Source organism: Variovorax boronicumulans (genome assembly GCF_019352895.1).
Classification (GTDB): Bacteria; Pseudomonadota; Gammaproteobacteria; order Burkholderiales; family Burkholderiaceae_C; genus Variovorax; species Variovorax boronicumulans_A.
The window spans coordinates 89,979-111,587 of sequence record NZ_JAAAFX010000003.1 but is presented as its reverse complement, the minus strand read 5'-3'; the positions used below and the strand labels follow the sequence as shown (position 1 = coordinate 111,587).

Here is a 21,609-nt window from a genome sequence, read left to right as displayed (position 1 = left end):
CGGGCAGTTGCCGCCTGTGAGTCCACCGTTCACATCAGCGCCCTTGCCCGCCGCGATGTCCACGATCACCGAACCCGGCTTCATGCTCTTGACCATCTCTTCGGTGATGAGCGTCGGCGCGGCACGACCGGGGATCAGCGCCGTGCTGATCACGATGTCCGCCAGCGCCACCCGCTTGGCCACCTCCACCTGCTGACGCGCCAGCCAGCTCGCGGGCATGGGCTTGGCATAGCCGCCCACGCCGACAGCGGCTTCCTTCTCTTCGGGCGTGTCGTAGGAGACTTCGATGAACTTGCCGCCCAGCGATTCGATCTGCTCCTTCACGCTGGGGCGAACGTCGGAGGCTTCGATGACCGCGCCCAGGCGCTTGGCCGTGGCAATGGCCTGCAGGCCCGCCACGCCCACACCCAGGATCACCACGCGCGCCGCCTTGACCGTGCCCGCGGCCGTCATGAGCATCGGGAAGAAGCGCTGGTACTGGTCGGCCGCGATCATCACGGCTTTGTAGCCGGCGATGTTGGCCTGGGAGGAGAGCACGTCCATGCTTTGCGCACGGGTGGTGCGCGGTGCGGCTTCCAGTGCGAAGCCCACGGCACCAGCCGCGGCCAGGCGCTGCAGGCCCGCAGCGTCGAAGGGGTTGAGCATGCCGACCACCACGGCACCGGGCTTGAGCAGCGCGGCTTCGGCATCCGAAGGGGCCCGCACCTTGAGCACGATCTCGGCCCCAAAGGCCTCGGCCGCATCGACGACGCGCGCACCGACGGCTTCATAGGCCGCATCGGTCACGCTGGCCGCAATGCCCGCGCCCGATTGAACAAGCACAGTGTGACCCTGCGCCACCAACTTCTTCGCGGTCTCCGGCGTCACCGCCACGCGTGTTTCTCCGGCCAGCGTCTCCGCCGGTACACCTATCAGCATAGGGAATCTCCTCGGGGCAGCGCGGGGCTGCATTGTTGTTCGTCAGGAAGCTTACCCGAAGGCCCCGCCGACGGGCCGCGCACGCCTCACGGGGGCGCTCGCGCAGATTCGGAAAGAACGCGCGCATCCACCGACCTCGGACCTCAGGGCGCAGCCTTGCCTTGTGCCTGCACCGGCGCCTTGACGGCCAGCCAATCGCCGCATGCCGCGGGTTGCCAATGGAAGCTGCGCGCCACACGCGCGCCGTCGAATGCCACCTTGTAGCGGCAGGTCGTGACGCCGCCACCGCTGCGAAAGTGAAAGATGTACTCCCAGTCCCCGGCACCGGCGTCGCTGCGCTCGTCGCCGAGATCGGGCCGGCCGAACCATCGCAGCAGAGCGGCCGCTGGCACCCCGGGCTCGACCTGTGCCACCAGCGCCCGGTCCGGAAAGCTGCCGGCCCCCCGCACCGCCCGCGACCCGGCCGGCAAGGTGGCGGACGCCGCGCCCGCGTCACGACTCGGCGGAATCGCCGGCAACACACAGCCGGCCAGCGACCACACGCCGCCAGCCAGCCAGGCGAACTTTTTCAGGGAATTGCTTCGGTTCATCAATGCACCAGCCCCGCGGGTCAATTGCAAAACAATGTCAAATAAAAATAATTGAAATCCTGCGGCGCCCAATGTAATCATTCAATCGAGCACACTCAAAGCCAATACGCGGATATTTGACGATTAATGACACTTATTGACCATTGAGACTTGAATCCGTGCACTAGTTGACAGTTACAAGAGCCATCACTCTTGGTCAACAGATGCTCAACACCTAGACTCCGGGCCTCAAAACAAAAGGGAGATGCAATGCGAATTGCCGCACTTGATGACGAGTCAGTCCAACTGGACCTGATTCGCTTGACCATGGAAGGGATCGGCCATGAATGCCATGGTTTCTCTGACGGAAGCTCACTGCTGCGCGAATTGCGCCAGCAGAGCTATGACCTGCTGATCCTGGACTGGGCCCTGCCCGACGTGCAGGGCCCCTCCGTCGTGAAGTGGATCCGCGAAGACCTCAACAGCCGCCTGCCCATTCTTTTCGTGACCAACCGGCGCGAAGAAGCCGACATGGTGGAAGGCCTCACCGCGGGCGCCGACGACTTCATGGTGAAGCCGATACGGATCGCCGAACTCGAAGCGCGCGTGCGCGCCTTGCTGCGGCGCTCCTACCCCGCGCAATTCGAGCCGGAACTGGTCTTCGGCCCCTACCACTTCCACCCCCATTCGCGCACCCTGAAGTTCAAGGGCGAGCCCACGGAGCTCAAGCATCGCGAGTACGAACTCGCGCTGTTTCTGTTCCAGAACCTGGGCCGCCTGTTGTCCCGGGAGCACCTGCGCGAAGCGGTCTGGGGCCTGGGCGCCGAGACGCCCTCGCGCTCGCTGGACACCCACATCTCGCGGCTGCGCACCAAGCTCGACCTGCGCCCCGCCAACGGCTTTCTGCTGTCGGCCATCTATGGCCTGGGCTACCGGCTGGAATCCATCGACGGCACCGACTTCACGAGCCTGAAGGAATCGGCGAGCGGCCTTTCGGCATGATCGTCCCGAGCTGCCCGCGCCGTCGTGCGCAGGCGGCCCTGGTGGCCTGCGCCCTGGCCGTGGGCAGTGCGCAAGCCGCGGTGTCGCCACGCGGCGACCTCCGCCACCGGGTGGCGGCCGGCGAGACGCTGCAGCTGCTGGGTGCGCGCTATCTGCGCGCGCCGTCGCGCTGGCGCGAGCTGCAGGCGATCAACGGCCTGAGCGATCGCAACGACCTCGAGGCAGGCAGCGTGGTCCGCATCCCGCGTGCCTTGCTGCGTCCCGCGAACCTGGCGACGGCCAAGGTCGAGTTCGTTCAGGGCCAGGCCACGAGCGCGCTGCCCCACGACGCCTCCGCCGCGCCTTCGGCGCCGCTCGCCACCGGGGATGCCGTGACCGAAGGGGCCCACATCCAGGTTCCCACGGACGGCTTTCTGCGGCTGCGGCTCGCGGACGGCTCGGTCGTGCGCGTGCTGGCCGGCTCCGACGTCGAGCTCAAGCGCCTGCGCAGCAGGCGCGGCACGGGATCGTACGAATCGGTGATCCAGGTGCGCCGTGGCAAGGTCGAGTCGGAGGTGGTGCCGCAACCGAAGGGTCGGCTGTTCGAGATCCATGCCCCGGGCGCCGTGGCCAGCGTGCGCGGCACGCGCTTCGCCGTGGCCGTCTCGCCCGAGGGCCGGGTCTCGACCGCGGTGACCACGGGCGTGGTCAAGGTCCGGCCACACACGCACGGCCAGCACGGCGCGCCCATGGCCGACCTGCAGGCCGGCGAAGGCGCGGTGCTCGAGGCCAGCGGGGCCTTCCACAAGCGGCCGGCGCTGCCGCCTCCCCCCGACCCGTCGACCCTGCCCGACCTGCTGCAGGACGCCGACCGGCTGGTGTTCCAGCTGCCGCCGCCCGAAGGGGCGGTGGCCGGCTACGAAGTGCGCATCGCGCGGCCGGAACGGCTGAGCGAGGTGCTGCGCAACGGCATCTTCGAAGGCGGGCGCATCGAGTTCCCGGCGCTGGACGACGGCGACTACCGGATGAGCGTGCGCGCCATCGACCGCGAGGGACTGACCGGGCCCAAGGTGGGACATGCCTTCCGCGTCCATGCGCGGCCGGTGCCGCCGCGCTACCGCGCGCCTGCGCCGGGCGCACGCCTCACCAGCGAGGCCGGCCGGCTGGTCTGCGCCGAGCCGGCCGAGGCGCAGGGTGTGCGCCTGCAGGTGGCGTCCACGGTCGATTTCGCGCAGCCGTTGCGCGACGAGACACACACCGATGGCTGCGATGTCGGCCTGGCTGCACTGGCCCCCGGCGCCTACTGGTGGCGCGTGGCCTCGCTCGCCCGCGATACGAGCGGCGCTCCGCGCCACGGTCCCTTCGCCGCGCCGCAACCCTTCACCGTCGTGCCGACGCCCGCCATCGTCGACCTCCGGCTGGACGACCCGCGCGAGCAGCCGACCCTGCGCTGGCGTGCCGAGCCCGGCCAGACCTTCCGCGCGCAGCTCGCGCGTGACCCCGACTTCCGCGCGCCGCTGCTCGACGTCGAACTGGCCACGCCGAACTGGACGATCACCGGTGCGGCACGCGGCAGTTACCACGTGCGCCTGCAGGCGCGCGACGCGTCGGGCCTGACCGGCCCGTTCTCGCCGGCCCGCCGCGTGCATATCGGCCCGGTGGTGAACACCTCGAGCGGCGATTTCCTGAGCGCGGACGACGGCACGCCGATCGAGCGGCCCTGAACACCCCCACGCCATGCCCGCCCCCCCGGCGCCCTCCCACCGCGACCGACGCCCGCGCCGGCTGAGCCGGCTGAGCCGGCTGCGGCGCATGCTGGCGCGTCGCATGGCCTGGCTGTTGCTGGCCTTCGGGCTGATCGGGCTGGTCACGCTGCTCACGCTGGCGCAGCCCATGCCGCGCTTCGACCGCATGCTGCAGGACAACGCCAGCGCCGAGATGCGCCAGTCGCCGTCGCACGAGATCGTGATCGTCGCCATCGACGAGAAGAGCCTGGCCGCCATCGGCCGCTGGCCCTGGCGCCGCGCACTGCATGCCGAGCTGCTGCGTCGCATCGCCGCGGAAAATCCGCGCTGCATCGGCCTGGACATGCTGCTCACCGAACCCGATCTGGAGCACCCCGGCGATGACGAGGTGTTGGCGACGGGCATCGCCGACAGCGGCTGCGTCGTGCTCCCGATGGCGCTGCAGGCGCGCGGCTCGCAACAACCCTCCGAGATGCTGCCGATCCCGGTGCTGGCGAAGGCGGCCGCCGCCATCGGCCACGCGCACCTGTCGCTGGACGAAGACGGCATCGTGCGCAGCGTCTACCTGCGCGAAGGCTTTGCCGGCCAGCGCTGGCCGCATTTCGCGCTGGCACTGCAGGAAGCGGCGCAAGCCTATGCCGGCGGCCCCATGCCGTCCGAGCCCGCCCCCTCGGCCCCGGCGCGCGCGCCTGCGGGACCCTGGCTGCGCAGCGGGCACGAGGCCCTCATCTTCACCGCCGGCACGGCCGATACGCCGGCCTTCAGGACCGTCTCGTACATCGACGTGCTGCGCGGCCGCGTCCCGCCGGACACCTTCCGCGACCGCTACGTGCTGGTGGGCGCCACGGCCGCCGGGCTGGGCGACCTGTATGCCACGTCGACGCCCAACCCGAACGGACTGGTGCCTGGTGTCGAGATCTTCGCCAGCGTGCTGCAGGCGCTGCTCCACGGACGCCACGTGGTGGTGGCGAGCCCGACACAGGACCTGGCGTACAACCTGGTGCCGATGGCCATCGCGCTGCTGGGCCTGCTGTGGCTGCGCCCGCTGGCGGTGGTGGCGCTGATCTGCGCGCTGCTCGCGGTGCGCCTGGGCCTGCACAACGCCCGGCCCTGGGTGGGCATCCAGTTCACGCCGGCCTCCGGGTTTCTGGGCTTGCTGCTGGTCTATCCGCTGTGGAGCCTGATGCGGCTGACGGCGGCGCTGCGCTACCTGCGCTGGGGCACCGAACAGCTCAACGAAGCCCTCGACGGCCTGCCCGTGGCCGGCCCGCCGAGGCTGGCGGGCGACTTCCTGGACCGCCAGATGACCGCCACCTCGGCCGCCGGCCTGCGCATGCGCGACCTGCACCGCTTCGTGCGCGACGGCATCGACCACATGGCCGATGCCACGCTGGTGCTGGACCGCAACGGCCTGGTCTTCATCGCCAACCTCGCGGCGGCCCGCCACTGGAAAGTGGCGCCGCACGGCCTGGTCGGCCACGACGCGCACGACCTGCTGGCCGACCTGCGCTGGCGCACCACGGGCGCACCCATGGTGACGCCCGGCGTGCTGAACGCGCCCGACCTGGTGCCCATCCTCGGCGAGGGAGAAGATGCCTCCGGCCGCATCCTGCTGCTGCGCTGCGTGCCCTTCTTCGACGCGCGGAACAAGCATGCCGGCTGGATGAGCGCACTGGTCGACGTCACACCGATGCGGGAGGCGCAGAGCCAGCGCGACGAGGCGCTGCGCTTCATCTCGCACGACATCCGCGAGCCCAGCGCATCGATCCTCACGGCCATCGAACTGGCGCGCACACGTCCGCAGGTGCTGGGCGGCCAGGCGCTGCTCGAGCGCATCGAGCGCCATGCCCAGACCGGCCTCGAGCTGGCCGACGGCTTCGTCAACCTGGCGCGCGCCGAGGCCCAGCCCTTCCACGCGGAGGTGCTCGACGTGGCGAGCCTGCTGCAGCAGGCCATCGACAACGCCTGGGCCCATGCGCACAAGAAGCAGGTCCAGGTGCGCTTCTTCAGCACGCACGAGGAGGCACCCTGCATCGCCGACCGCGCCCTGCTGACCCGCGCGCTCACCAATGTGCTGAGCAACGCCCTCAAGTACTCGCCGGTCGGCGCCGAGCTCGACTGCTCGGTCCGCGCACGCGAGGGCTTCTGGGCCGTCGCGGTGCGCGACCATGGCCCGGGCATCCCCCCGGCGCTACAGTCACAGCTGTTTCAGCCTTTCCATCGCCTGCATCGTGAAAGCCACCCGGAGGTGCACGGCGTGGGCCTGGGCCTGTTGCTGGTGCGTACCGCCGTGCAACGTCATGGCGGCACCATCGAGATCGACAGTGCAGCCGATGCCGGTTGCACCGTCACCCTGGTTCTCCCGCGACCCAGCGCTGCCGAAATGCAGGCACTGTGTCATCACCTCCACCACAAGGAATGAAAAGATGATCCGCCTTGCCAGACTCGTTGTTGTCGCCCTCTGCCTCGCCGGCGGCTTCGGCCTTGCGACCGCCCAGGAGGTGGAGCCCAGCGACATGGTGCGCGGTGGACTGCAGGCGGTGCAGATGATCGACCAGGACAAGGTGGGCGAGCTCTGGGACGGGGCCGCGCCGGCCGCGCGCAAGCGGGTGCCGCGCGCCGACTTCATTGCCATGGTCGCCAAGGCGCGCGCACCGCTGGGCGCCCCGCAGCAGCGCACCTGGGTGGCGGTGAACCGGCAGGTGGTGAACGACGCCGACCCCGAGCTCGGCGGCCAGTACGTGAGCGTGGAATACGAGAGCCGCTTCGCCGACCGGCCCACGCCGGTGCGCGAATTGCTGAGCTTCCATCTCGACAGCGACCGTATCTGGCGCTTCAGCGGCTACGTGCTGCGCTGAGTCCGGCATGACGACGCGCTGGAAACCCAACGTCACGGTGGCCGCCGTGATCGAACGCGACGGCCGCTTCCTGCTGGTGGAGGAGCACACGGCGCATGGCCTGAAGCTCAACACGCCGGCCGGCCACCTCGACCCCGGCGAATCGCCCGCCGAGGGCTGCGCCCGCGAGGCGCTGGAGGAAACCGCCCACCACTTCAAGCCGACTGCGCTGGTGGGCATCTACATGGCCCGCTTCCAGCGCGCGCCGGGCAGCGCCACCGAACAGCGCGACAGCGAGGAGGACGTCACCTACCTGCGCTTCGCCTTCGCCGGCACGCTGGGCGCCTTCGAGCCCGGGCGCGCGCTCGACGAAGGCATCGTGCGCACGCTCTGGATGACGCCCGACGAACTCCGCGCCAGCGCCGACCGGCACCGCAGCCCGCTGCTGCTGGAATGCATCGAGGATTACCTGACGGGCCAGCGCCATCCGCTGTCGCTGATCCACACCGATGCGTCGGTGCACGCCACGCCACTGCGTTGAGTCGACTCAAAACGTGTGAAGGAACCGTCGCGAGCGCCCCGAGCCTGTAGCGAGGAGCGGAGCCGCAGGCCCGTGCGGTGCGCACCGCAGATGCGGGATCGGGGTGCGCAGCAGGTTCATTCGCACGTTTTCAGCCGGGCCGCTGGTGTCGCCCCCCGGAGGGGGGAGGCGCCGAAGGCGCTTCGGGGAGGGACTCGATGACTCCTCCGCCCAAACACACGTCACCGTCGTACAGCACCGCCGACTGCCCCGGCGTCACCGCCCATTGCGGCTGCGCGAAATCGAGGTGGAAGGCGCCGTTCGCGCCCGCGCCCAGCGCGCAGGCCGCGTCGGCCTGCCGGTAGCGCGACTTGGCGCCGTAGCCGCCCGCCACCGGCGCGCTGCCCGCGACCCAGCTCGCGTCGTCGGCGCTCAATGTCTGCGACAGCAGCCAGGGATGGTCGTGCCCCTGCACCACCCAGAGCGTGTTGGCCGCCATGTCCTTGCGCGCCACGAACCAGGGCGAATGGTCGCCCGCGCCGCGCTGCGCGCCGCGTTCCTTCACGCCGCCGATGCCCAGGCCCTGGCGCTGGCCCAGCGTGTAGAAGCTCAGGCCCTGGTGCTCGCCCAGCGTGCGGCCGCGCTCGTCCTTGATCGGGCCGGGCTCCTTGGAGATGTAGCGGTTGAGGAATTCGCGGAACGGCCGCTCGCCGATGAAGCAGATGCCGGTCGAGTCCTTCTTCTTCGCATTCGGCAGGCCGATGGCGTCGGCGATGCGGCGCACCTCGGTCTTGTGCAGCTCGCCCACCGGGAACAGCGTCTTCGACAGCTGCGCCTGGTTCAGGCGGTGCAGGAAATAGCTCTGGTCCTTGGCCGGGTCCAGGCCCTTCCGAAGTTCGTGCCGGCCCGTGCCTTCGTTCAGGCGCACCCGCGCGTAATGACCCGTGGCGATCTTCTCGGCGCCCAGCCGCATCGCGTGGTCGAGGAAGGCCTTGAACTTGATCTCGGCGTTGCACAGCACGTCGGGGTTGGGCGTGCGGCCGGCCTGGTACTCGCGCAGGAACTCGGCGAACACCCGGTCCTTGTAGTCGGCCGCGAAGTTGACATGCTCGATCTCGATGCCCAGCACGTCGGCCACGCTGGCTGCGTCGATGAAGTCGACGTTCGACGAGCAGTATTCACTGTCGTCGTCGTCCTCCCAATTCTTCATGAAGATGCCGACCACCTCGTGGCCCTGCTGCTTGAGCAGGTGCGCGGTGACGGCGGAGTCGACGCCGCCACTCAGGCCGACCACGATGCGCTGCTTTGTCATAGGGCGCCATTGTCCCAGCCCCGGCCGACCGGTGCCCGCATGCGGGAAATCACCGAGCGGCCCCGGCCGATGCGGGCACGCCACAATCCCCGCCATGTCCCGCATCCCGCCCATCCAGAGCCTGCTCGCCTTCGAGGCGCTGGCGCGCCTGCGCAGCGTCACGCAGGCAGCCGAGGAACTGAGCGTCACGCCCAGCGCGGTGAGCCACCGCATCCGCCAGCTCGAGACCCAGCTCGACTGCAAGGTCTTCGCCCGCGGCGACTTCAGCCTGAGCCCCGAGGGCACGGCCTACCTGCCGCGCGTGCGCGAGGCCCTGGCCGCGCTGCAGCAGACGCCCGGGCGCCAGCGCCATCCCGAGGCGCCGACCCGGCTGCGGGTGGCCGTCACGCCCACCTTCTCGCGCCAGATCCTGCTGCCGCGGCTGGCGCGCTTTCGCCATGCCTATCCCGAGATCGAGCTGATGCTGCAGGTCACGATCCCGGGCCACCACCTGACGGCCGAGGAGGCCGACATCGAGCTGCGCCTGGGCCAGGGCGCCTTCGCCGACCGCGAGTCGACGCACCTGCTGTCGGAGGACATCTGCCCGGTCTGCAGCCCCGAATACCTGCACGAGACCGGCCCGCTCGAGGGCTTCGACAGCGACGAGATCGTGGCGCGCGCGCACCTGATCCCCTCGCCGCTCGAGCCCTGGCACACCTGGTTCCGGGCCTGCGGCATCGGGCTGCCCGAGCCGCGCACCGGCACCCAGTTCAACGACCTGGGGCTGGTGCTCGACGCCGCGGTGGCCGGCTTCGGCGTCGCGCTGATGCGCCTCAAGCTGGGCCAGGCCTGGCTCGACAGCGGACGGCTGGTCCGGCTGTCGCGCGAGAGCGTGCGCTCACCCAACGACTACTTTCTGTGCTGGAAACCGGGCACGCTGGAGCGCTGGGAATGCGCGGCCTTCGTCGACTGGCTGCGCCAGGCGCTGGACGACTGAGCGCTGTCGGCCCGGCACCGCCTTGAAAAAGCTTCACGCCCGACCCGCCCATAATTCACGCCGCCGCCGGCCGGCTGCCCCTAGAGTGCGGCACGGCCCTCCGCCGCCCCGGCCCCATCGGCCGGCCTGCCCTGCACTGCCTCCATTGCCATGACCACCATCACCACCATCGAAGACCTGCGCGTCCTTGCCGAAAAGCGCGTGCCGCGCATGTTCTACGACTACGCCGACTCCGGTTCGTGGACCGAAGGCACCTACCGCGCCAACAGCGAGGACTTCCACAAGATCAAGCTGCGCCAACGCGTGGCGGTCAACATGGAAGGCCGCACCACCGCCACCACCATGGTCGGCCAGGCCGCGAAGATGCCGGTCGCGATCGCGCCGGTCGGCCTGACCGGCATGCAGCATGCCGACGGCGAGATCCACGCGGCACGCGCGGCCGAGAAGTTCGGCATCCCGTTCACGCTCTCGACCATGAGCATCTGCTCGATCGAGGACATCGCCGAGCACACGAAGGCGCCCTTCTGGTTCCAGCTCTACATGATGCGCGACCGCGAATCGATGGCCCGCATGATCGAGCGCGCCCGCAACGCCAAGTGCAGCGCGCTGGTGCTCACGCTGGACCTGCAGGTGATCGGCCAGCGCCACAAGGACCTGAAGAACGGCCTGACCGCGCCGCCGCGGCCCACGCTGAAGAACATCGTCAACCTGGCCACCAAGCCGGCCTGGTGCCTGGGCATGCTGGGCACCAAGCGCCGCACCTTCCGCAACCTGGTCGGCCACGTCAAGGGCGTGAGCGACATGCGTTCGCTGTCGGCCTGGACCAACGAGCAGTTCGACCCGACGCTGTCGTGGGCCGACGTCGAATGGGTCAAGAAGCAATGGGGCGGCAAGCTGATCCTCAAGGGCATCATGGTGGCCGAGGACGCGCAGCTGGCGGTCGATGCCGGCGCCGATGCGATCGTGGTGAGCAACCACGGCGGCCGCCAGCTCGACGGCGCGCCCTCGAGCATCGAGGCGCTGCCGCCGATCATCGACGCGGTGGGCTCGAAGACCGAGGTCTGGATGGACGGCGGCATCCGCAGCGGCCAGGACGTGCTCAAGGCCTGGGCGCTGGGCGCGCGCGGCACCATGATCGGCCGCGCCATGGCCTACGGCCTGGGCGCGATGGGCGAAGCCGGCGTGACCAAGGCGCTGCAGCTGATCCACAAGGAACTGGACGTGACCATGGCCTTCTGCGGCCACACCAACATCCAGAACGTGGACAAAAAGATCCTGCTGCCCGGCAGCTACCCCACCTGAACCGGCATCAGGCGCGGGCCGGGAACAGTTCCTTGTGCAGCCCGGCCACGATCTCGTAGGAGCGCAGCCGTGCCGCATGGTCGTGCACCTGCGAAGTGATCATGAGTTCGTCGGCGCCGGTGCTCTCGATGAACGCGGCCAGGCCGGCGCGCACCGTCTCGCGCGAACCGACGGCCGAGCACGACAGCACCGAGTCGAGCAGCGCGCGCTCGGCCGGCCCCACGCTCGCGTAGTAGTCCTTGACCGGCGGCGGCAGCCGGCCGGGCCGTCCGCTGCGCAGGTTCACAAAGGCCTGCTGCCATGAGCTCGCGCGGAATGTCGCTTCCTCGTCGGTCTCGGCCGCGAAGGCATTGAAGCCCAGCATCACATAGGGCTTGGCCAGCTGCGCCGAGGGCTTGAAGCTCTCGCGGTAGATCCGGATGGCCGCCATCATCTGCTGCGGCGCGAAGTGCGAGGCAAAGGCATAGGGCAGCCCGAGGTGCGCCGCCAGTTGCGCGCCGAAGGTGCTCGAGCCCAGGATCCACACCGGCACCTCGAGCCCGCGGCCCGGCACCGCCATCACGGGCTGGCGCGGCTCCTTGCTCATGAAGTCCATGAGCTCGATCACGTCCTGCGGGAACTGGTCGGAATCCGATTCGAGGTTGCGGCGCAGCGCGCGCGCAGTGCGCTGGTCGGAGCCGGGCGCGCGGCCCAGGCCCAGGTCGATGCGGCCCGGGTACAGCGACTCGAGCGTGCCGAACTGCTCGGCGATCACCAGCGGCGAATGGTTGGGCAGCATCACGCCGCCCGCGCCGATGCGGATGGTCGAGGTGCCGGCGCCGATGTAGGCCAGCAGCACGGCCGTGGCCGCGCTCGCGATGCCCGGCATGCCATGGTGCTCGGCCAGCCAATAGCGGCGGTAGCCCTGCGCCTCGGCGTGCTGCGCCAGCGAGAGGGAATTCTTGAACGACTGCGCAGCGTCGCCGCCTTCGCAGATCGGAGAGAGATCGAGGATGGAAAAATCGGCCATGGCGCGCATCATGGACCGATCGGCTTTGGCCTGCTGAGGCAGGCCATTGCGCAGTCTGCTAGGGCCGCGCCCCCGTGGCGTAGAGTCCCGATGCATGACGCTGCCCAGCCCCTCCTCTGCACCGTGCGCGCCCTGGGGCGGCGCCGCGTCGGTCTTCGACGGGCTCGAAGGCGCCTGGCAACTGATGCGCACCATCGAAGGCCAGGCCGAGATGCGCGGCGTGGCGCGGTTCACGCGCGAGGGGCCCGACAGCCTGCACTACCGCGAGGACGGCCGGGTGCGGCTGGCCAACGGCCAGTCCTTCGACGGGCACCGCGAGTACCGCTTCGAACGGGCGCCGGACGGCCTGGCCGTGTTCTTCGCCGAGACCCCGCCGCGGCTCTTCCATGCCATCGCGCTGGCGCCCGACGGCGACGGCTGGACCGGCGCAGCCACCCACCTGTGCACGCCCGACACCTACGAGAGCCGCTACCGCTTCCTGGCCGACGGCCGCTTCGTCATCCAGCACACCGTGCACGGGCCGCGCAAGGCCTATGTATCGGAAACTGTGTTCCGACGCCCGGGCGATTGAAGGCTTGGAACATGTGAAGGAACCGTCGCGAGCGACCCGGGCCTGCATTGAGGAGCGGAGCCGCACTCACGTGCGGTGAGCACCGCAGATGCGGGATCGGGGCGCGCAGCAGGTTCCCTCACATGTTCTCAATCGCGGTCCAGGCGCCAGCCCGGCATGCCGCGCATCACGGTCTGCACCAGCAGCGCGCACAGCGCGCACTTGATCAGGTCGCCCGGGATGAAGATCAGCATGGCCATCGTGGCCTGCGTCAGCGACATGTGGGCCGCCCACGCCAGGCCGGCGATGCCGAAGGCATAGACCACCCCGATGCCGCCGACCAGCGCGGCGGCGAAGGCGCCGGCCCACAGGGCCGCGCCGCTCAGGCGCGCCATGCGGCGCATCAGCAGGCCGCAGGCGAAGGCCCCGAACATCCAGCCGAACAGGAAGCCCGCGGTCGGGCCCACGAACACGCCCAGGCCGCCGCGGCCCCCCGGCAGCAGGGGCAGGCCCAGCGCCACGGCCAGCAGGAACAGCGCGATCGCGCAGAAGCCGCGCCGCGGCCCGAGCAGGCAACCGGCCAGCATCACGCCCAGCGACTGCAGCGTGATCGGCACGCCGAAGGGCAGGTCGACCTTGGGGATCAGGCCGAACACGGCCATCAGCGCCGCGAACAAAGCGACGTACGACAGCGAGCGCGACGAAGTGAGGGACCCGGCAGAAGAAGTCATGGTGTCGATCCGGTGAAGAAGACGTGGAAAATTTCGATGCACAGGCCGCGCATCAACGGCCCAGCCGGGCGGCCAGTGCGTCGGCCACGCGTTCCGCGGTCTGCAGGGTGCGGATGGTCAGCGGCGCGAGCAGGCGGAAGCCACCGCCACGGCCCGCGCGGACCCGGTAGGCGTCGTCGAGGCGCTGCCACTGCGCATGGAAATTCTCGGCGAAACGCAGCATCAGCCCGATGCCCAGCGCCAGCCGCTCGGTCGGCACGCCCAGGCGCTGCAACGGCTGCAGCACGGCCTCGAGCACGGCCAGCAGGTCGTCGAAGCGCGTGCTCAGCGTGAGCATCAACGCCAACAGCGCGGCACTGGCGAGCCGCAGGGCACTCACCACGCCCAGCATCGTCGAGCCCAGCGCGACATGGAAGCCGATGATCAGGGCCCCGGCCACCGCCATGCCCAGCAGCATGCGCGCGCGGCGCCATGCGGGCGGGCCGAGCGACAGGAAGCACAGCAGCACGCCCCCGCCCACCACCGCGAGCGGAAGCGGCCGGTCCATCAGCACCAGCAGCGTGCCGCCCACGGAAAGGAGCGCGAGCTTCAGCCCGGCCGGCAGCGCGTGCAGCCAGGTGGCCTGCGACGAATAGAGGCTACGCATGCGGCACGCCGTGACGCTGCTCGACATCGGCACGTGCCCGCACGTCGTCGACGTAGGCCGCGCACACCGCCGGGCCGCTGCCGTCGGCGCGCACCTGGCCATCGGCCAGCCACAGCACGCGTTCGAAGTCGCGCACGGTGTCGAGCTGGTGGGTCGACACCACGACCTGCTGTTCGGTCGCCGCGAGCTGTGCCGACAGGCGCGCCTGACTCGGCAGGTCGAGGCTCGCGAAGGGCTCGTCCAGCAGCAGCGTGCGCGGGCTGCAGATCTGCAGCGCCAGCAGGCAGACCTGCTGGCGCTGGCCCTGGCTGAGTTCGCCCACCGCGCGGCCGGCCCAGTCCGACAGGCCGCGCTGCGCGAGAAAATCCTTCGCCTGCGCGCGTGCCGCAGCGCGCGCCGCGCCCTGCGCCATCAGGCTGAAGGCCAGTTCCTCGGCCACGGTGGGAAAGATGATCTGGTCGTCGGGGTTCTGGAACATCAGGCCGATGTGGCGCGGCAGCTGCCGGCGCTCGGACGCCGTGTCCAGCCCGTGCACCCGCACCCAGCCCGCGTCGGGCCGGTCGAGCCCACACAGCAGGCGGAACAGGCTGCTCTTGCCAGCGCCGTTGTCACCGATCAGGCCGATGCGGCGCTCGGTCAGGTGCAGCGTGAGCCGCTCGAACACGCGCCGCGTGCCACGCACCAGCGTGACATCCTCGAGGCGAAGGCCGTCGGCGGGCAAAGGGGGATTCGTTGTCTGGAGCAAGGGGCGCCACTTTACTTGAGGGCCTGCGCGCGTGCGCCTGCCGGCTATTCGTTGCTCTGGTAGACCGTGCTCACCGTCGCGAAATCGTCGCCCTGCTGCTCGACGCGCACCTCGAAAGGCACGCTCTCGCCCGGACCGATGGCCGGCAGGTTGTCGACCGGCTTGAAGCCGGTGAGCCGCCCGGTCTTGTCGCGCAGGCTGACCCAGACCCGCGCCTTGCGCACGATGGCCGCACCCGGGTTCTTCACCTCGCCCTTCACCAGCACGGCCTTGTAGCTGAAGCGCTGGCTGAAGTTGACCAGCACGCTGCCCATCTGGGCCTCGGTGCCGGTCACCCGGACCTCGAGCGGGATGCGCGGGCCCGGCAGCGCCGCAGCTCGCATCGGCTTCCACTCGACCCGGGTCTGCGTGATGCGGTCGGCCCGGCGCGGATCGACCTGCACCGGCATGCGCTCGCCCGGGTAGAGGTAGGCCATGCCGTCGAGCCGGGTCGTGCCGTCCAGGGTGTTGCCGTCGAAGCGCGAGATCACGGCGGCCGGCGTGACGGCGATCAGGTCCTTGCTGCGGTTCACCAGCTCGGTCATGTAGGTGCGCTGGCGGATCGTGTTGACGCCGGGGATCAGCGGCAACAGCTCGAGTTGCGCCAGGTTGAAGCGTTCGGCATCCTCGGCCAGCAGGTCCTCGGTGCTCATGCGCAGCTCGGGGTTGAAGGCTTCGGGCGCACCCACGGTGCGCACCACGCGGTCGGCTGCGAGCACCGCGTTGCGGCTGCCGTCGGCTGCACTCACATGCTGGTCGATGCGGTAGTCCCAGGCAGCGATCGGCGTGCTGCCGCCGAAGCGCTCGATGCGCACCTCGACCGCGCTGCGCTCGCCGGGACGCAGTTCACTGCCCTGCACATAGCCGCGGCCGAAGCCGATCGGGACGCCGCCGTCGTCGTAGGCCGTGGCCAGCACCTGCAGGCCGGTCAGCGTGGCATCGGTGCGCGTGTTCACCAGGCGGCCCACCAGCCGAACCTCGTCCTTCTGCTGCACCAGCCGCACGCGCGCGAAGCGCAGCGCCGGCCCTTCGACCGCCCGGTGGGGCGCCGACAGCCGCGAGACCGTCAGGTCCTGGCGCGTGACCGCTTGGTCACCGCCCGGCAGATCGATCAGCAGCGGCGCCGACTCGCCCGGCATCAGCAGCGCGACCGGCAAGCTTTCGGTGCGGGTGCCGAGCCGGGTCTCGCCGTCGTAGAACTGCGCCTCGACGCGCGGCGTCTCGAGGGCCTGGCCGGTCTCGTTGCGCGCCAGCACGAAGAGCCTGGGCCGCGCCGAACTGCCGCTGCCGACCAGCACCTGGCGCGCCTCACCCAGCTTGAGCCCGTCGACCGGGATCGTGCGGTCGACCTTCGCCGCCGCCATCGGCGCGATCGCCGCGCCGGAGCGGCTCTTGGGCAGGAAGGCGCTGACGGCGAAGACCACGGCGCCCAGCACCACCACCGCGCCGAAGGCCAGCCCCATCATCCGGATCTGCTGCGCACCGCGCGCCGCCTGCTCCTTCGCCAGCCGATCGGCCGCCGCATCCTTGACCTGCTCGAGCACCCGGTCGAGCCGCGCCGAGACATCGTCCTCCACCACCGCCACCGACCCGCAATGCGCGCACTCGTACTGGTTGAGGCCGGTGCGCGTGAGCACGCTGCTGCCGCATTCGGCGCACTTGAGGGTCTGCAGGTTGATGGTCATGGGGATGCATTGTCTGCGGCGACGGGCGCAGGCGAAAAAAAGGCGCGGGGCCTGCCGGCACCGCGCCTTGTCGTCTCGCCGCAGGGCGTCGGATCAGAACGGAATGTCGTCGTCCATGTCGTCGAAGCCCGACGACGAACGCGCGGGCGCCGAAGCCGGCGCCTGGCGGGGAGCCGGTGCCTGGCGCGGTGCCGCGGCCGCCGGGCGCGAGTAACCGCCACCGCCACCACCGCCGCCGCCATTGCCGCCGCCCTGCGAATAGCCGCCGTCGTCAGCGGCGCCGGCCGGGCCGCCCATGCCCTGGCGGCTGCCCAGCATCTGCATCTGGTCGACACGGATGTCGGTGGCGTACTTCTCGACGCCGTCCTTGTCCTGGTACTTGCGGGTGCGGATCTGGCCTTCGACGTAGATCTGCGAGCCCTTGCGCAGGTACTGCGCGGCGATTTCGGCGAGGCGGCCGTTGAACACCAGGCGGTGCCACTCGGTCGCTTCCTTCATCTCGCCGCTCTGCTTGTCCTTCCACTTGTCGGTGGTGGCCAGGGTCACGTTGCAGACCTGGTCCCCGCTCGGGAAGGTACGGGTTTCGGGATCGCGGCCGAGATTGCCGACGAGGATGACTTTGTTGACCGATGCCATGTGCACTGCCCCTGATGAATGGATGAAGAGGAGGAAAAAATGAACCTGCGATTATCTACGCTCGGGCCCGGCCTTCGGGAACCGGCCGTCGCCGGGCAGCGCGGCGACCCTGAATCTGCCCTAAACCAGATCCCAGCCGAGGAAAGCCCGGGCGTCTATCATGTCCGGTTGCCCAAAAAATCGGACCGCCGCCTGTGAATTCGCCCCAAAACGACGCCTACCTCGGTGCCGTGCTCGCGCAGCAGCGCATCAGCATCCGCGGCGCACGCACGCACAACCTCAAGAACGTCGACCTCGACATCCCGCGCAACAAGCTGGTGGTGATCACCGGCCTGTCGGGCTCGGGCAAGTCCAGCCTGGCCTTCGACACGCTCTATGCCGAGGGGCAGCGCCGCTATGTGGAGAGCCTGTCGGCCTATGCGCGGCAGTTCCTGCAGCTCATGGACAAGCCCGACGTCGACGTGATCGAGGGCCTGTCGCCCGCGATCAGCATCGAGCAGAAGGCCACCAGCCACAACCCGCGCTCGACCGTGGGCACGGTGACCGAGATCCACGACTACCTGCGCCTGCTCTATGCCCGCGCCGGCACGCCCTACTGCCCCGACCACCACCTGCCGCTGCAGGCGCAGACGGTCTCGCAGATGGTCGATGCGACGCTGGCCATCCCCGACGAGCCGCGCCTCATGATCCTGGCGCCGGTCGCGCGCGAGAAGAAGGGCGAGTTCCTCGAGCTGTTCGCCGAGATGCAGGCCGCGGGCTACGTGCGCTTTCGCGTCGACGGCGCGACCTACGAATACAACGACCTGCCCAAGCTCAAGAAGACCGAGAAGCACGACATCGACGTGGTGATCGACCGGCTGCGCGCACGCCCCGACATGCAGCAGCGCCTGGCCGAGAGCTTCGAGGCCGCGCTGCGCCTGGCCGACGGCCGCGCCATCGCGCTGGAGATGGGCGACGAGAACACCGTGGCCGGCAAGGAGCACCTGTTCAACGCCAAGTTCTCCTGTCCCATCTGCCACTACTCGCTGGCCGAGCTGGAGCCGCGGCTGTTCTCGTTCAACTCGCCGGTCGGCGCCTGCCCGAGCTGCGACGGCCTGGGCCACCGCGAGTTCTTCGACCCGAGCCGGGTGGTCGCCTTCGCCTCGCTGTCGCTGGCCAGCGGCGCGATCAAGGGCTGGGACCGCCGCAACGGCTACTACTTCAGCATGCTGGAGAGCCTCGCCAAGCACTACAAGTTCGACCTCGACGCGCCCTTCGAGTCGCTGCCGGCCGAGGTGCAGGCGGTGCTGCTGCAGGGCTCGGGCGAGGAAGAGATCAAGTTCAGCTACACCATGGAATCGGGCGCCTCGGCCGGCAAGAAGCTGGTGAAGAAGCACCCCTTCGAGGGAATCATCCCGAACATGGAACGGCGCTACCGCGAGACCGACTCCACGCTGGTGCGCGAAGACCTGGCGCGCTACCGCAACATGCAGCCCTGCCCCGACTGCGGCGGCTCGCGGCTGCGGCGCGAGGCGCGCAACGTGTTCCTGGTCGACGACATCTCGGAACGCGCGGAGGGCACCGAACCGCCGCGCATGGCGATCTACGAAGTGAGCCATCTGACGCTGCGCGACAGCCTGGCCTACTTCCAGACGTTGAAGCTGCGCGGTTCCAAGGCCGAGATCGCCGACAAGGTGGTGCGCGAAATCGGCCTGCGGCTCAAGTTCCTCAACGACGTGGGCCTCAACTACCTGAGCCTGGACCGCAGCGCCGAGACGCTGTCGGGCGGCGAATCGCAGCGCATCCGGCTGGCCTCGCAGATCGGCTCGGGCCTGACGGGCGTGATGTACGTGCTCGACGAACCCAGCATCGGCCTGCACCAGCGCGACAACGACCGGCTGATCGGCACGCTCAAGCATCTGCGCGACATCGGCAACAGCGTGATCGTGGTCGAGCACGACGAGGACATGATCGCCGCCGCCGACCACGTGATCGACATGGGCCCGGGCGCGGGCGTGCACGGCGGGCGCGTGATGGCCGAGGGCACCTATGCAGAGGTCGCGGCCAACCCGGACTCACTCACCGGCCAGTACCTGTCGGGCACCAAGAAGATCGCGGTGCCCGCGCACCGCACCGCCTGGCTGCCGGTGGTCGCCAAGCCGGCTTTCAACGAAGGCAAGAAGGCTTCTTCTTCGCGCTTTCCGCAGAGCCCGGCCGCCGAGCGGCGCGCCGCGCGCGAGGCCGCGCACCTGGCTTCGCAGGGCGAACTGCAGGAGATCCGCGTGGTCAACGCCAGCGGCAACAACCTGAAGAACGTGAGCGTGGCCTTCCCGGTGGGCCTGCTGACCTGCGTGACCGGCGTGTCGGGCTCGGGCAAGTCGACGCTGGTCAACGACACGCTCTACAGCGCGGTGGCACGCACGCTCTACCGCGCCCACGACGAGCCGGCCGAGCACGAGGCCATCGAAGGCATCGAGTACTTCGACAAGGTCATCAACGTCGACCAGAGCCCGATCGGCCGCACGCCGCGCAGCAACCCGGCCACCTACACCGGACTGTTCACGCCGATCCGCGAGCTGATGGCCGAGACCAACACCGCGCGCGAACGCGGCTACGGCCCGGGCCGCTTCAGCTTCAACGTGGCCGGCGGCCGCTGCGAGGCCTGCCAGGGCGACGGCGTGGTCAAGGTCGAGATGCACTTCCTGCCCGACGTGTATGTGCCGTGCGAGGTCTGCCACGGCCAGCGCTACAACCGCGAGACGCTCGAGGTCCAGTACAAGGGCAAGAACATCGCGCAGATCCTCGAGATGACGGTCGAGACCGCGCACGCCTTCCTCAAGGCCGTGCCGACCATCGAACGCAAGCTGCACACGCTGCTCGACGTGGGCCTCTCCTACATCAAGCTGGGCCAGGCCGCGACCACGCTGTCGGGCGGCGAGGCGCAGCGCGTGAAGCTCGCGCTCGAGCTCAGCAAGCGCGACACCGGCCGCACGCTCTACATCCTCGACGAGCCGACCACTGGCCTGCACTTCGCCGACATCGAGCTGCTGCTCAAGGTGCTGCACCAGCTGCGCGACGCGGGCAACACCATCGTGGTGATCGAGCACAACCTCGACGTCATCAAGACCGCCGACTGGCTGATCGACATGGGCCCCGAAGGCGGCGCCGGCGGCGGCACGGTGGTGGGCGAAGGCACGCCGGAGGACATCGCGGCGAACGAGGCGAGCCACACGGGGCGGTATCTGAAGCGGCTGCTCTGAGACGAGCGTGTTTCTTCAGCCGCACCCGGCCCCCAGACCATGCCACTGATGCCGCCCGAGCAACCCTCCGCCAGCGCGCAGGCGCGCGACTACGCCATCGCGTTGGCGGCGGTGCTGGCCGCGCTGCTGCTGCGCTACCTGATGAACCCCCTGCTGGGGCAGCAGGGGCCCTATCTCATCCTGTCGCTCGCCGTCGTGGTGGCCGCGCTCTACGGAGGCTTCGGGCCGGCGCTGTTCGCCACCGTGCTGAGCACCTCCATCGGCACCTACTTCTTCATCGGCAGCGGCACCGGGCTGCACGATTTCCTCCAGCCGCAGAACCTCAGCCGGACCGTGCTGTTCCTGGTGATCGGCCTGAGCATCGGCGTCATCGGCGGGCGCCTGCGGACTTCGCGCCATGCCCTGGCCGAGAGCGTGCGGCAACTGAAGGCCAGCAACCGCGCCAAGGACCACGCCATGGCCACGCTGGGGCACGAGATCCGCAACCCGCTGTCGGCGCTGCACTCGGCGCAGGAGCTGCTGCGGCGCGCGCCCGACGACGCGAAGCGGGTGGTCTGGGCCAGCGAACTCATCGGGCGGCAGGTGCTGCAGATGACGCGCATGGCGAACGACCTGGTCGACCTCTCGGGCGTCATGCGCGGCGAGTTCCACATCGATCCGCAGCCGGTGGACCTGCGTACGGTGCTCGCGCAGGCGCTGGAGCAGAGCGAGCCCTTGATCGCGAAGAAGGGGCATCGGCTGCGCACCGACCTGGGCACCGCGCCGGTGACGGTGCTCGGCGATGCGACGCGCCTGGTACAGGTGTTCGCGAACCTGCTCAACAACGCATCCAAGTACACCGACCCGGGCGGCGACCTGGCACTGGGCCTGCGCATCACCGCGACGCGCAAGGTGGCCGTCACCGTGAGCGACAACGGCATCGGCATGCAGCCCGGCGCCATCGAGGAACTGTTCGAACCCTTCGTGCAGGCGCCCGGGGCCGCGTCCAATGCCGAAGGTGGGCTGGGCCTGGGCCTGGCCATCGTGAGAAAGATCGTCGAGCGGCATGGCGGCGAGGTATCGGCCGCCAGCGAAGGACTCGGACGGGGCAGCGCCGTGACCGTGCTGCTGCCTCTGGCGGCGTCCGGCGACTGAAGATTCGCGCTCGCGCGGCAACGATGAACACCTCC

Annotated in this window: 19 protein-coding genes; 10 read left to right on the top strand and 9 right to left on the bottom strand. The window is 69.7% G+C overall.

The window, feature by feature from the left end:
- Both K0H49_RS01550 and bamE read right to left on the bottom strand, forming a co-directional pair.
- A partial coding sequence (locus tag K0H49_RS01550; protein WP_219209385.1) for an NAD(P) transhydrogenase subunit alpha occupies positions 1-918 on the bottom strand: 918 nt, incomplete at its 3' end.
- 143 nt (positions 919-1,061) lie between these two features.
- Entirely contained in the window at positions 1,062-1,589 is a 528-nt protein-coding gene (bamE, locus tag K0H49_RS01545) for an outer membrane protein assembly factor BamE domain-containing protein (RefSeq protein ID WP_257624548.1), read from the bottom strand.
- A 168-nt stretch (positions 1,590-1,757) separates the two neighbouring features.
- Between bamE and K0H49_RS01540 the strand changes: the two genes are divergently transcribed.
- The 5 genes from K0H49_RS01540 to K0H49_RS01520 are packed head-to-tail and all read left to right on the top strand — an operon-like array spanning position 1,758 to position 7,591.
- Positions 1,758-2,489, top strand: a complete 732-nt coding sequence (locus K0H49_RS01540) for a response regulator transcription factor (protein ID WP_219209384.1) — start codon at positions 1,758-1,760, stop codon at positions 2,487-2,489.
- Entirely contained in the window at positions 2,486-4,192 is a 1,707-nt protein-coding gene (locus tag K0H49_RS01535; protein ID WP_219209383.1) for a FecR domain-containing protein, read from the top strand. The genes K0H49_RS01540 and K0H49_RS01535 overlap by 4 nt, the downstream gene beginning before the upstream one ends.
- 13 nt (positions 4,193-4,205) lie before the next feature.
- On the top strand, positions 4,206-6,635 hold the full coding sequence (locus tag K0H49_RS01530) for a CHASE2 domain-containing protein (RefSeq protein WP_219209382.1): 2,430 nt from the start codon (positions 4,206-4,208) through the stop codon (positions 6,633-6,635).
- Between the two features lie 4 nt (positions 6,636-6,639).
- Complete coding sequence (locus tag K0H49_RS01525; protein WP_219209381.1) at positions 6,640-7,071, top strand: DUF4019 domain-containing protein; 432 nt, start codon at positions 6,640-6,642, stop codon at positions 7,069-7,071.
- A 7-nt stretch (positions 7,072-7,078) separates the two neighbouring features.
- On the top strand, positions 7,079-7,591 hold the full coding sequence (locus tag K0H49_RS01520) for an NUDIX hydrolase (RefSeq protein WP_219209380.1): 513 nt from the start codon (positions 7,079-7,081) through the stop codon (positions 7,589-7,591).
- 130 nt (positions 7,592-7,721) lie between these two features.
- Here the strand turns inward: K0H49_RS01520 and mnmA are convergent, their stop codons facing one another.
- Positions 7,722-8,882, bottom strand: coding sequence for a tRNA 2-thiouridine(34) synthase MnmA (mnmA, locus tag K0H49_RS01515; RefSeq protein ID WP_219209379.1), 1,161 nt, complete (start codon positions 8,880-8,882; stop codon positions 7,722-7,724).
- Between the two features lie 94 nt (positions 8,883-8,976).
- Here mnmA and K0H49_RS01510 point away from each other — a divergent pair, with 94 nt between their 5' ends.
- Together K0H49_RS01510 and K0H49_RS01505 are read left to right on the top strand one after the other, a co-directional pair.
- Positions 8,977-9,858 carry a LysR substrate-binding domain-containing protein gene (locus K0H49_RS01510; RefSeq protein WP_219209378.1) on the top strand — a complete coding sequence of 294 codons (882 nt, stop codon included), beginning with the start codon at positions 8,977-8,979 and terminating at the stop codon, positions 9,856-9,858.
- 150 nt (positions 9,859-10,008) lie between these two features.
- Complete coding sequence (locus K0H49_RS01505; RefSeq protein ID WP_219209377.1) at positions 10,009-11,160, top strand: alpha-hydroxy acid oxidase; 1,152 nt, start codon at positions 10,009-10,011, stop codon at positions 11,158-11,160.
- Between the two features lie 7 nt (positions 11,161-11,167).
- Here K0H49_RS01505 and K0H49_RS01500 read toward each other — a convergent pair whose 3' ends face one another.
- A complete protein-coding gene (locus tag K0H49_RS01500; RefSeq protein WP_219209376.1) occupies positions 11,168-12,169 on the bottom strand; it encodes an LLM class flavin-dependent oxidoreductase in 1,002 nt (333 codons plus the stop codon).
- A gap of 94 nt (positions 12,170-12,263) precedes the next feature.
- Here K0H49_RS01500 and K0H49_RS01495 point away from each other — a divergent pair, with 94 nt between their 5' ends.
- The gene (locus K0H49_RS01495; protein WP_219209375.1) at positions 12,264-12,740 is read left to right on the top strand and encodes a DUF6314 family protein; all 477 of its coding nucleotides are present in this window, start codon (positions 12,264-12,266) and stop codon (positions 12,738-12,740) included.
- Between the two features lie 128 nt (positions 12,741-12,868).
- Here the strand turns inward: K0H49_RS01495 and K0H49_RS01490 are convergent, their stop codons facing one another.
- The 5 genes from K0H49_RS01490 to ssb form a co-directional block, all read right to left on the bottom strand.
- Complete coding sequence (locus K0H49_RS01490; protein ID WP_219209374.1) at positions 12,869-13,450, bottom strand: biotin transporter BioY; 582 nt, start codon at positions 13,448-13,450, stop codon at positions 12,869-12,871.
- A gap of 52 nt (positions 13,451-13,502) precedes the next feature.
- A complete protein-coding gene (locus tag K0H49_RS01485; protein WP_219209373.1) occupies positions 13,503-14,096 on the bottom strand; it encodes an energy-coupling factor transporter transmembrane component T family protein in 594 nt (197 codons plus the stop codon).
- Complete coding sequence (locus K0H49_RS01480; RefSeq protein WP_307885881.1) at positions 14,089-14,817, bottom strand: energy-coupling factor ABC transporter ATP-binding protein; 729 nt, start codon at positions 14,815-14,817, stop codon at positions 14,089-14,091. Before K0H49_RS01480 ends, K0H49_RS01485 begins: the two co-directional genes overlap by 8 nt.
- Positions 14,818-14,885: 68 nt before the next feature.
- Complete coding sequence (locus K0H49_RS01475; protein ID WP_219209371.1) at positions 14,886-16,565, bottom strand: FxLYD domain-containing protein; 1,680 nt, start codon at positions 16,563-16,565, stop codon at positions 14,886-14,888.
- Positions 16,566-16,658: 93 nt separating this feature from the next.
- Positions 16,659-17,201, bottom strand: a complete 543-nt coding sequence (ssb, locus tag K0H49_RS01470; protein WP_219209370.1) for a single-stranded DNA-binding protein — start codon at positions 17,199-17,201, stop codon at positions 16,659-16,661.
- A 194-nt stretch (positions 17,202-17,395) separates the two neighbouring features.
- Between ssb and uvrA the strand changes: the two genes are divergently transcribed.
- Positions 17,396-20,440 (top strand): excinuclease ABC subunit UvrA, encoded by a 3,045-nt coding sequence (gene uvrA / locus K0H49_RS01465; RefSeq protein ID WP_219209369.1) that lies wholly within the window; start codon positions 17,396-17,398, stop codon positions 20,438-20,440.
- Between the two features lie 39 nt (positions 20,441-20,479).
- On the top strand, positions 20,480-21,574 hold the full coding sequence (locus K0H49_RS01460; protein ID WP_219209368.1) for a sensor histidine kinase: 1,095 nt from the start codon (positions 20,480-20,482) through the stop codon (positions 21,572-21,574).
- Positions 21,575-21,609 lie beyond the last annotated feature (35 nt).

Excerpts from the sequence above, each read along its gene's own strand:
- K0H49_RS01525 (WP_219209381.1), top strand. The coding sequence starts at position 6,640 with ATGATCCGCCTTGCCAGACTCGTTGTTGTCGCCCTCTGCCTCGCCGGC.
- K0H49_RS01490 (WP_219209374.1), bottom strand. The coding sequence starts at position 13,450 with ATGACTTCTTCTGCCGGGTCCCTCACTTCGTCGCGCTCGCTGTCGTAC.
- K0H49_RS01520 (WP_219209380.1), top strand. The coding sequence starts at position 7,079 with ATGACGACGCGCTGGAAACCCAACGTCACGGTGGCCGCCGTGATCGAA.
- K0H49_RS01510 (WP_219209378.1), top strand. The coding sequence starts at position 8,977 with ATGTCCCGCATCCCGCCCATCCAGAGCCTGCTCGCCTTCGAGGCGCTG.
- K0H49_RS01460 (WP_219209368.1), top strand. The coding sequence starts at position 20,480 with ATGCCACTGATGCCGCCCGAGCAACCCTCCGCCAGCGCGCAGGCGCGC.
- K0H49_RS01530 (WP_219209382.1), top strand. The coding sequence starts at position 4,206 with ATGCCCGCCCCCCCGGCGCCCTCCCACCGCGACCGACGCCCGCGCCGG.
- K0H49_RS01500 (WP_219209376.1), bottom strand. The coding sequence starts at position 12,169 with ATGGCCGATTTTTCCATCCTCGATCTCTCTCCGATCTGCGAAGGCGGC.
- K0H49_RS01495 (WP_219209375.1), top strand. The coding sequence starts at position 12,264 with ATGACGCTGCCCAGCCCCTCCTCTGCACCGTGCGCGCCCTGGGGCGGC.
- K0H49_RS01540 (WP_219209384.1), top strand. The coding sequence starts at position 1,758 with ATGCGAATTGCCGCACTTGATGACGAGTCAGTCCAACTGGACCTGATT.
- mnmA (WP_219209379.1), bottom strand. The coding sequence starts at position 8,882 with ATGACAAAGCAGCGCATCGTGGTCGGCCTGAGTGGCGGCGTCGACTCC.
- K0H49_RS01535 (WP_219209383.1), top strand. The coding sequence starts at position 2,486 with ATGATCGTCCCGAGCTGCCCGCGCCGTCGTGCGCAGGCGGCCCTGGTG.
- K0H49_RS01485 (WP_219209373.1), bottom strand. The coding sequence starts at position 14,096 with ATGCGTAGCCTCTATTCGTCGCAGGCCACCTGGCTGCACGCGCTGCCG.
- bamE (WP_257624548.1), bottom strand. The coding sequence starts at position 1,589 with ATGATTACATTGGGCGCCGCAGGATTTCAATTATTTTTATTTGACATT.
- K0H49_RS01475 (WP_219209371.1), bottom strand. The coding sequence starts at position 16,565 with ATGACCATCAACCTGCAGACCCTCAAGTGCGCCGAATGCGGCAGCAGC.
- ssb (WP_219209370.1), bottom strand. The coding sequence starts at position 17,201 with ATGGCATCGGTCAACAAAGTCATCCTCGTCGGCAATCTCGGCCGCGAT.
- K0H49_RS01505 (WP_219209377.1), top strand. The coding sequence starts at position 10,009 with ATGACCACCATCACCACCATCGAAGACCTGCGCGTCCTTGCCGAAAAG.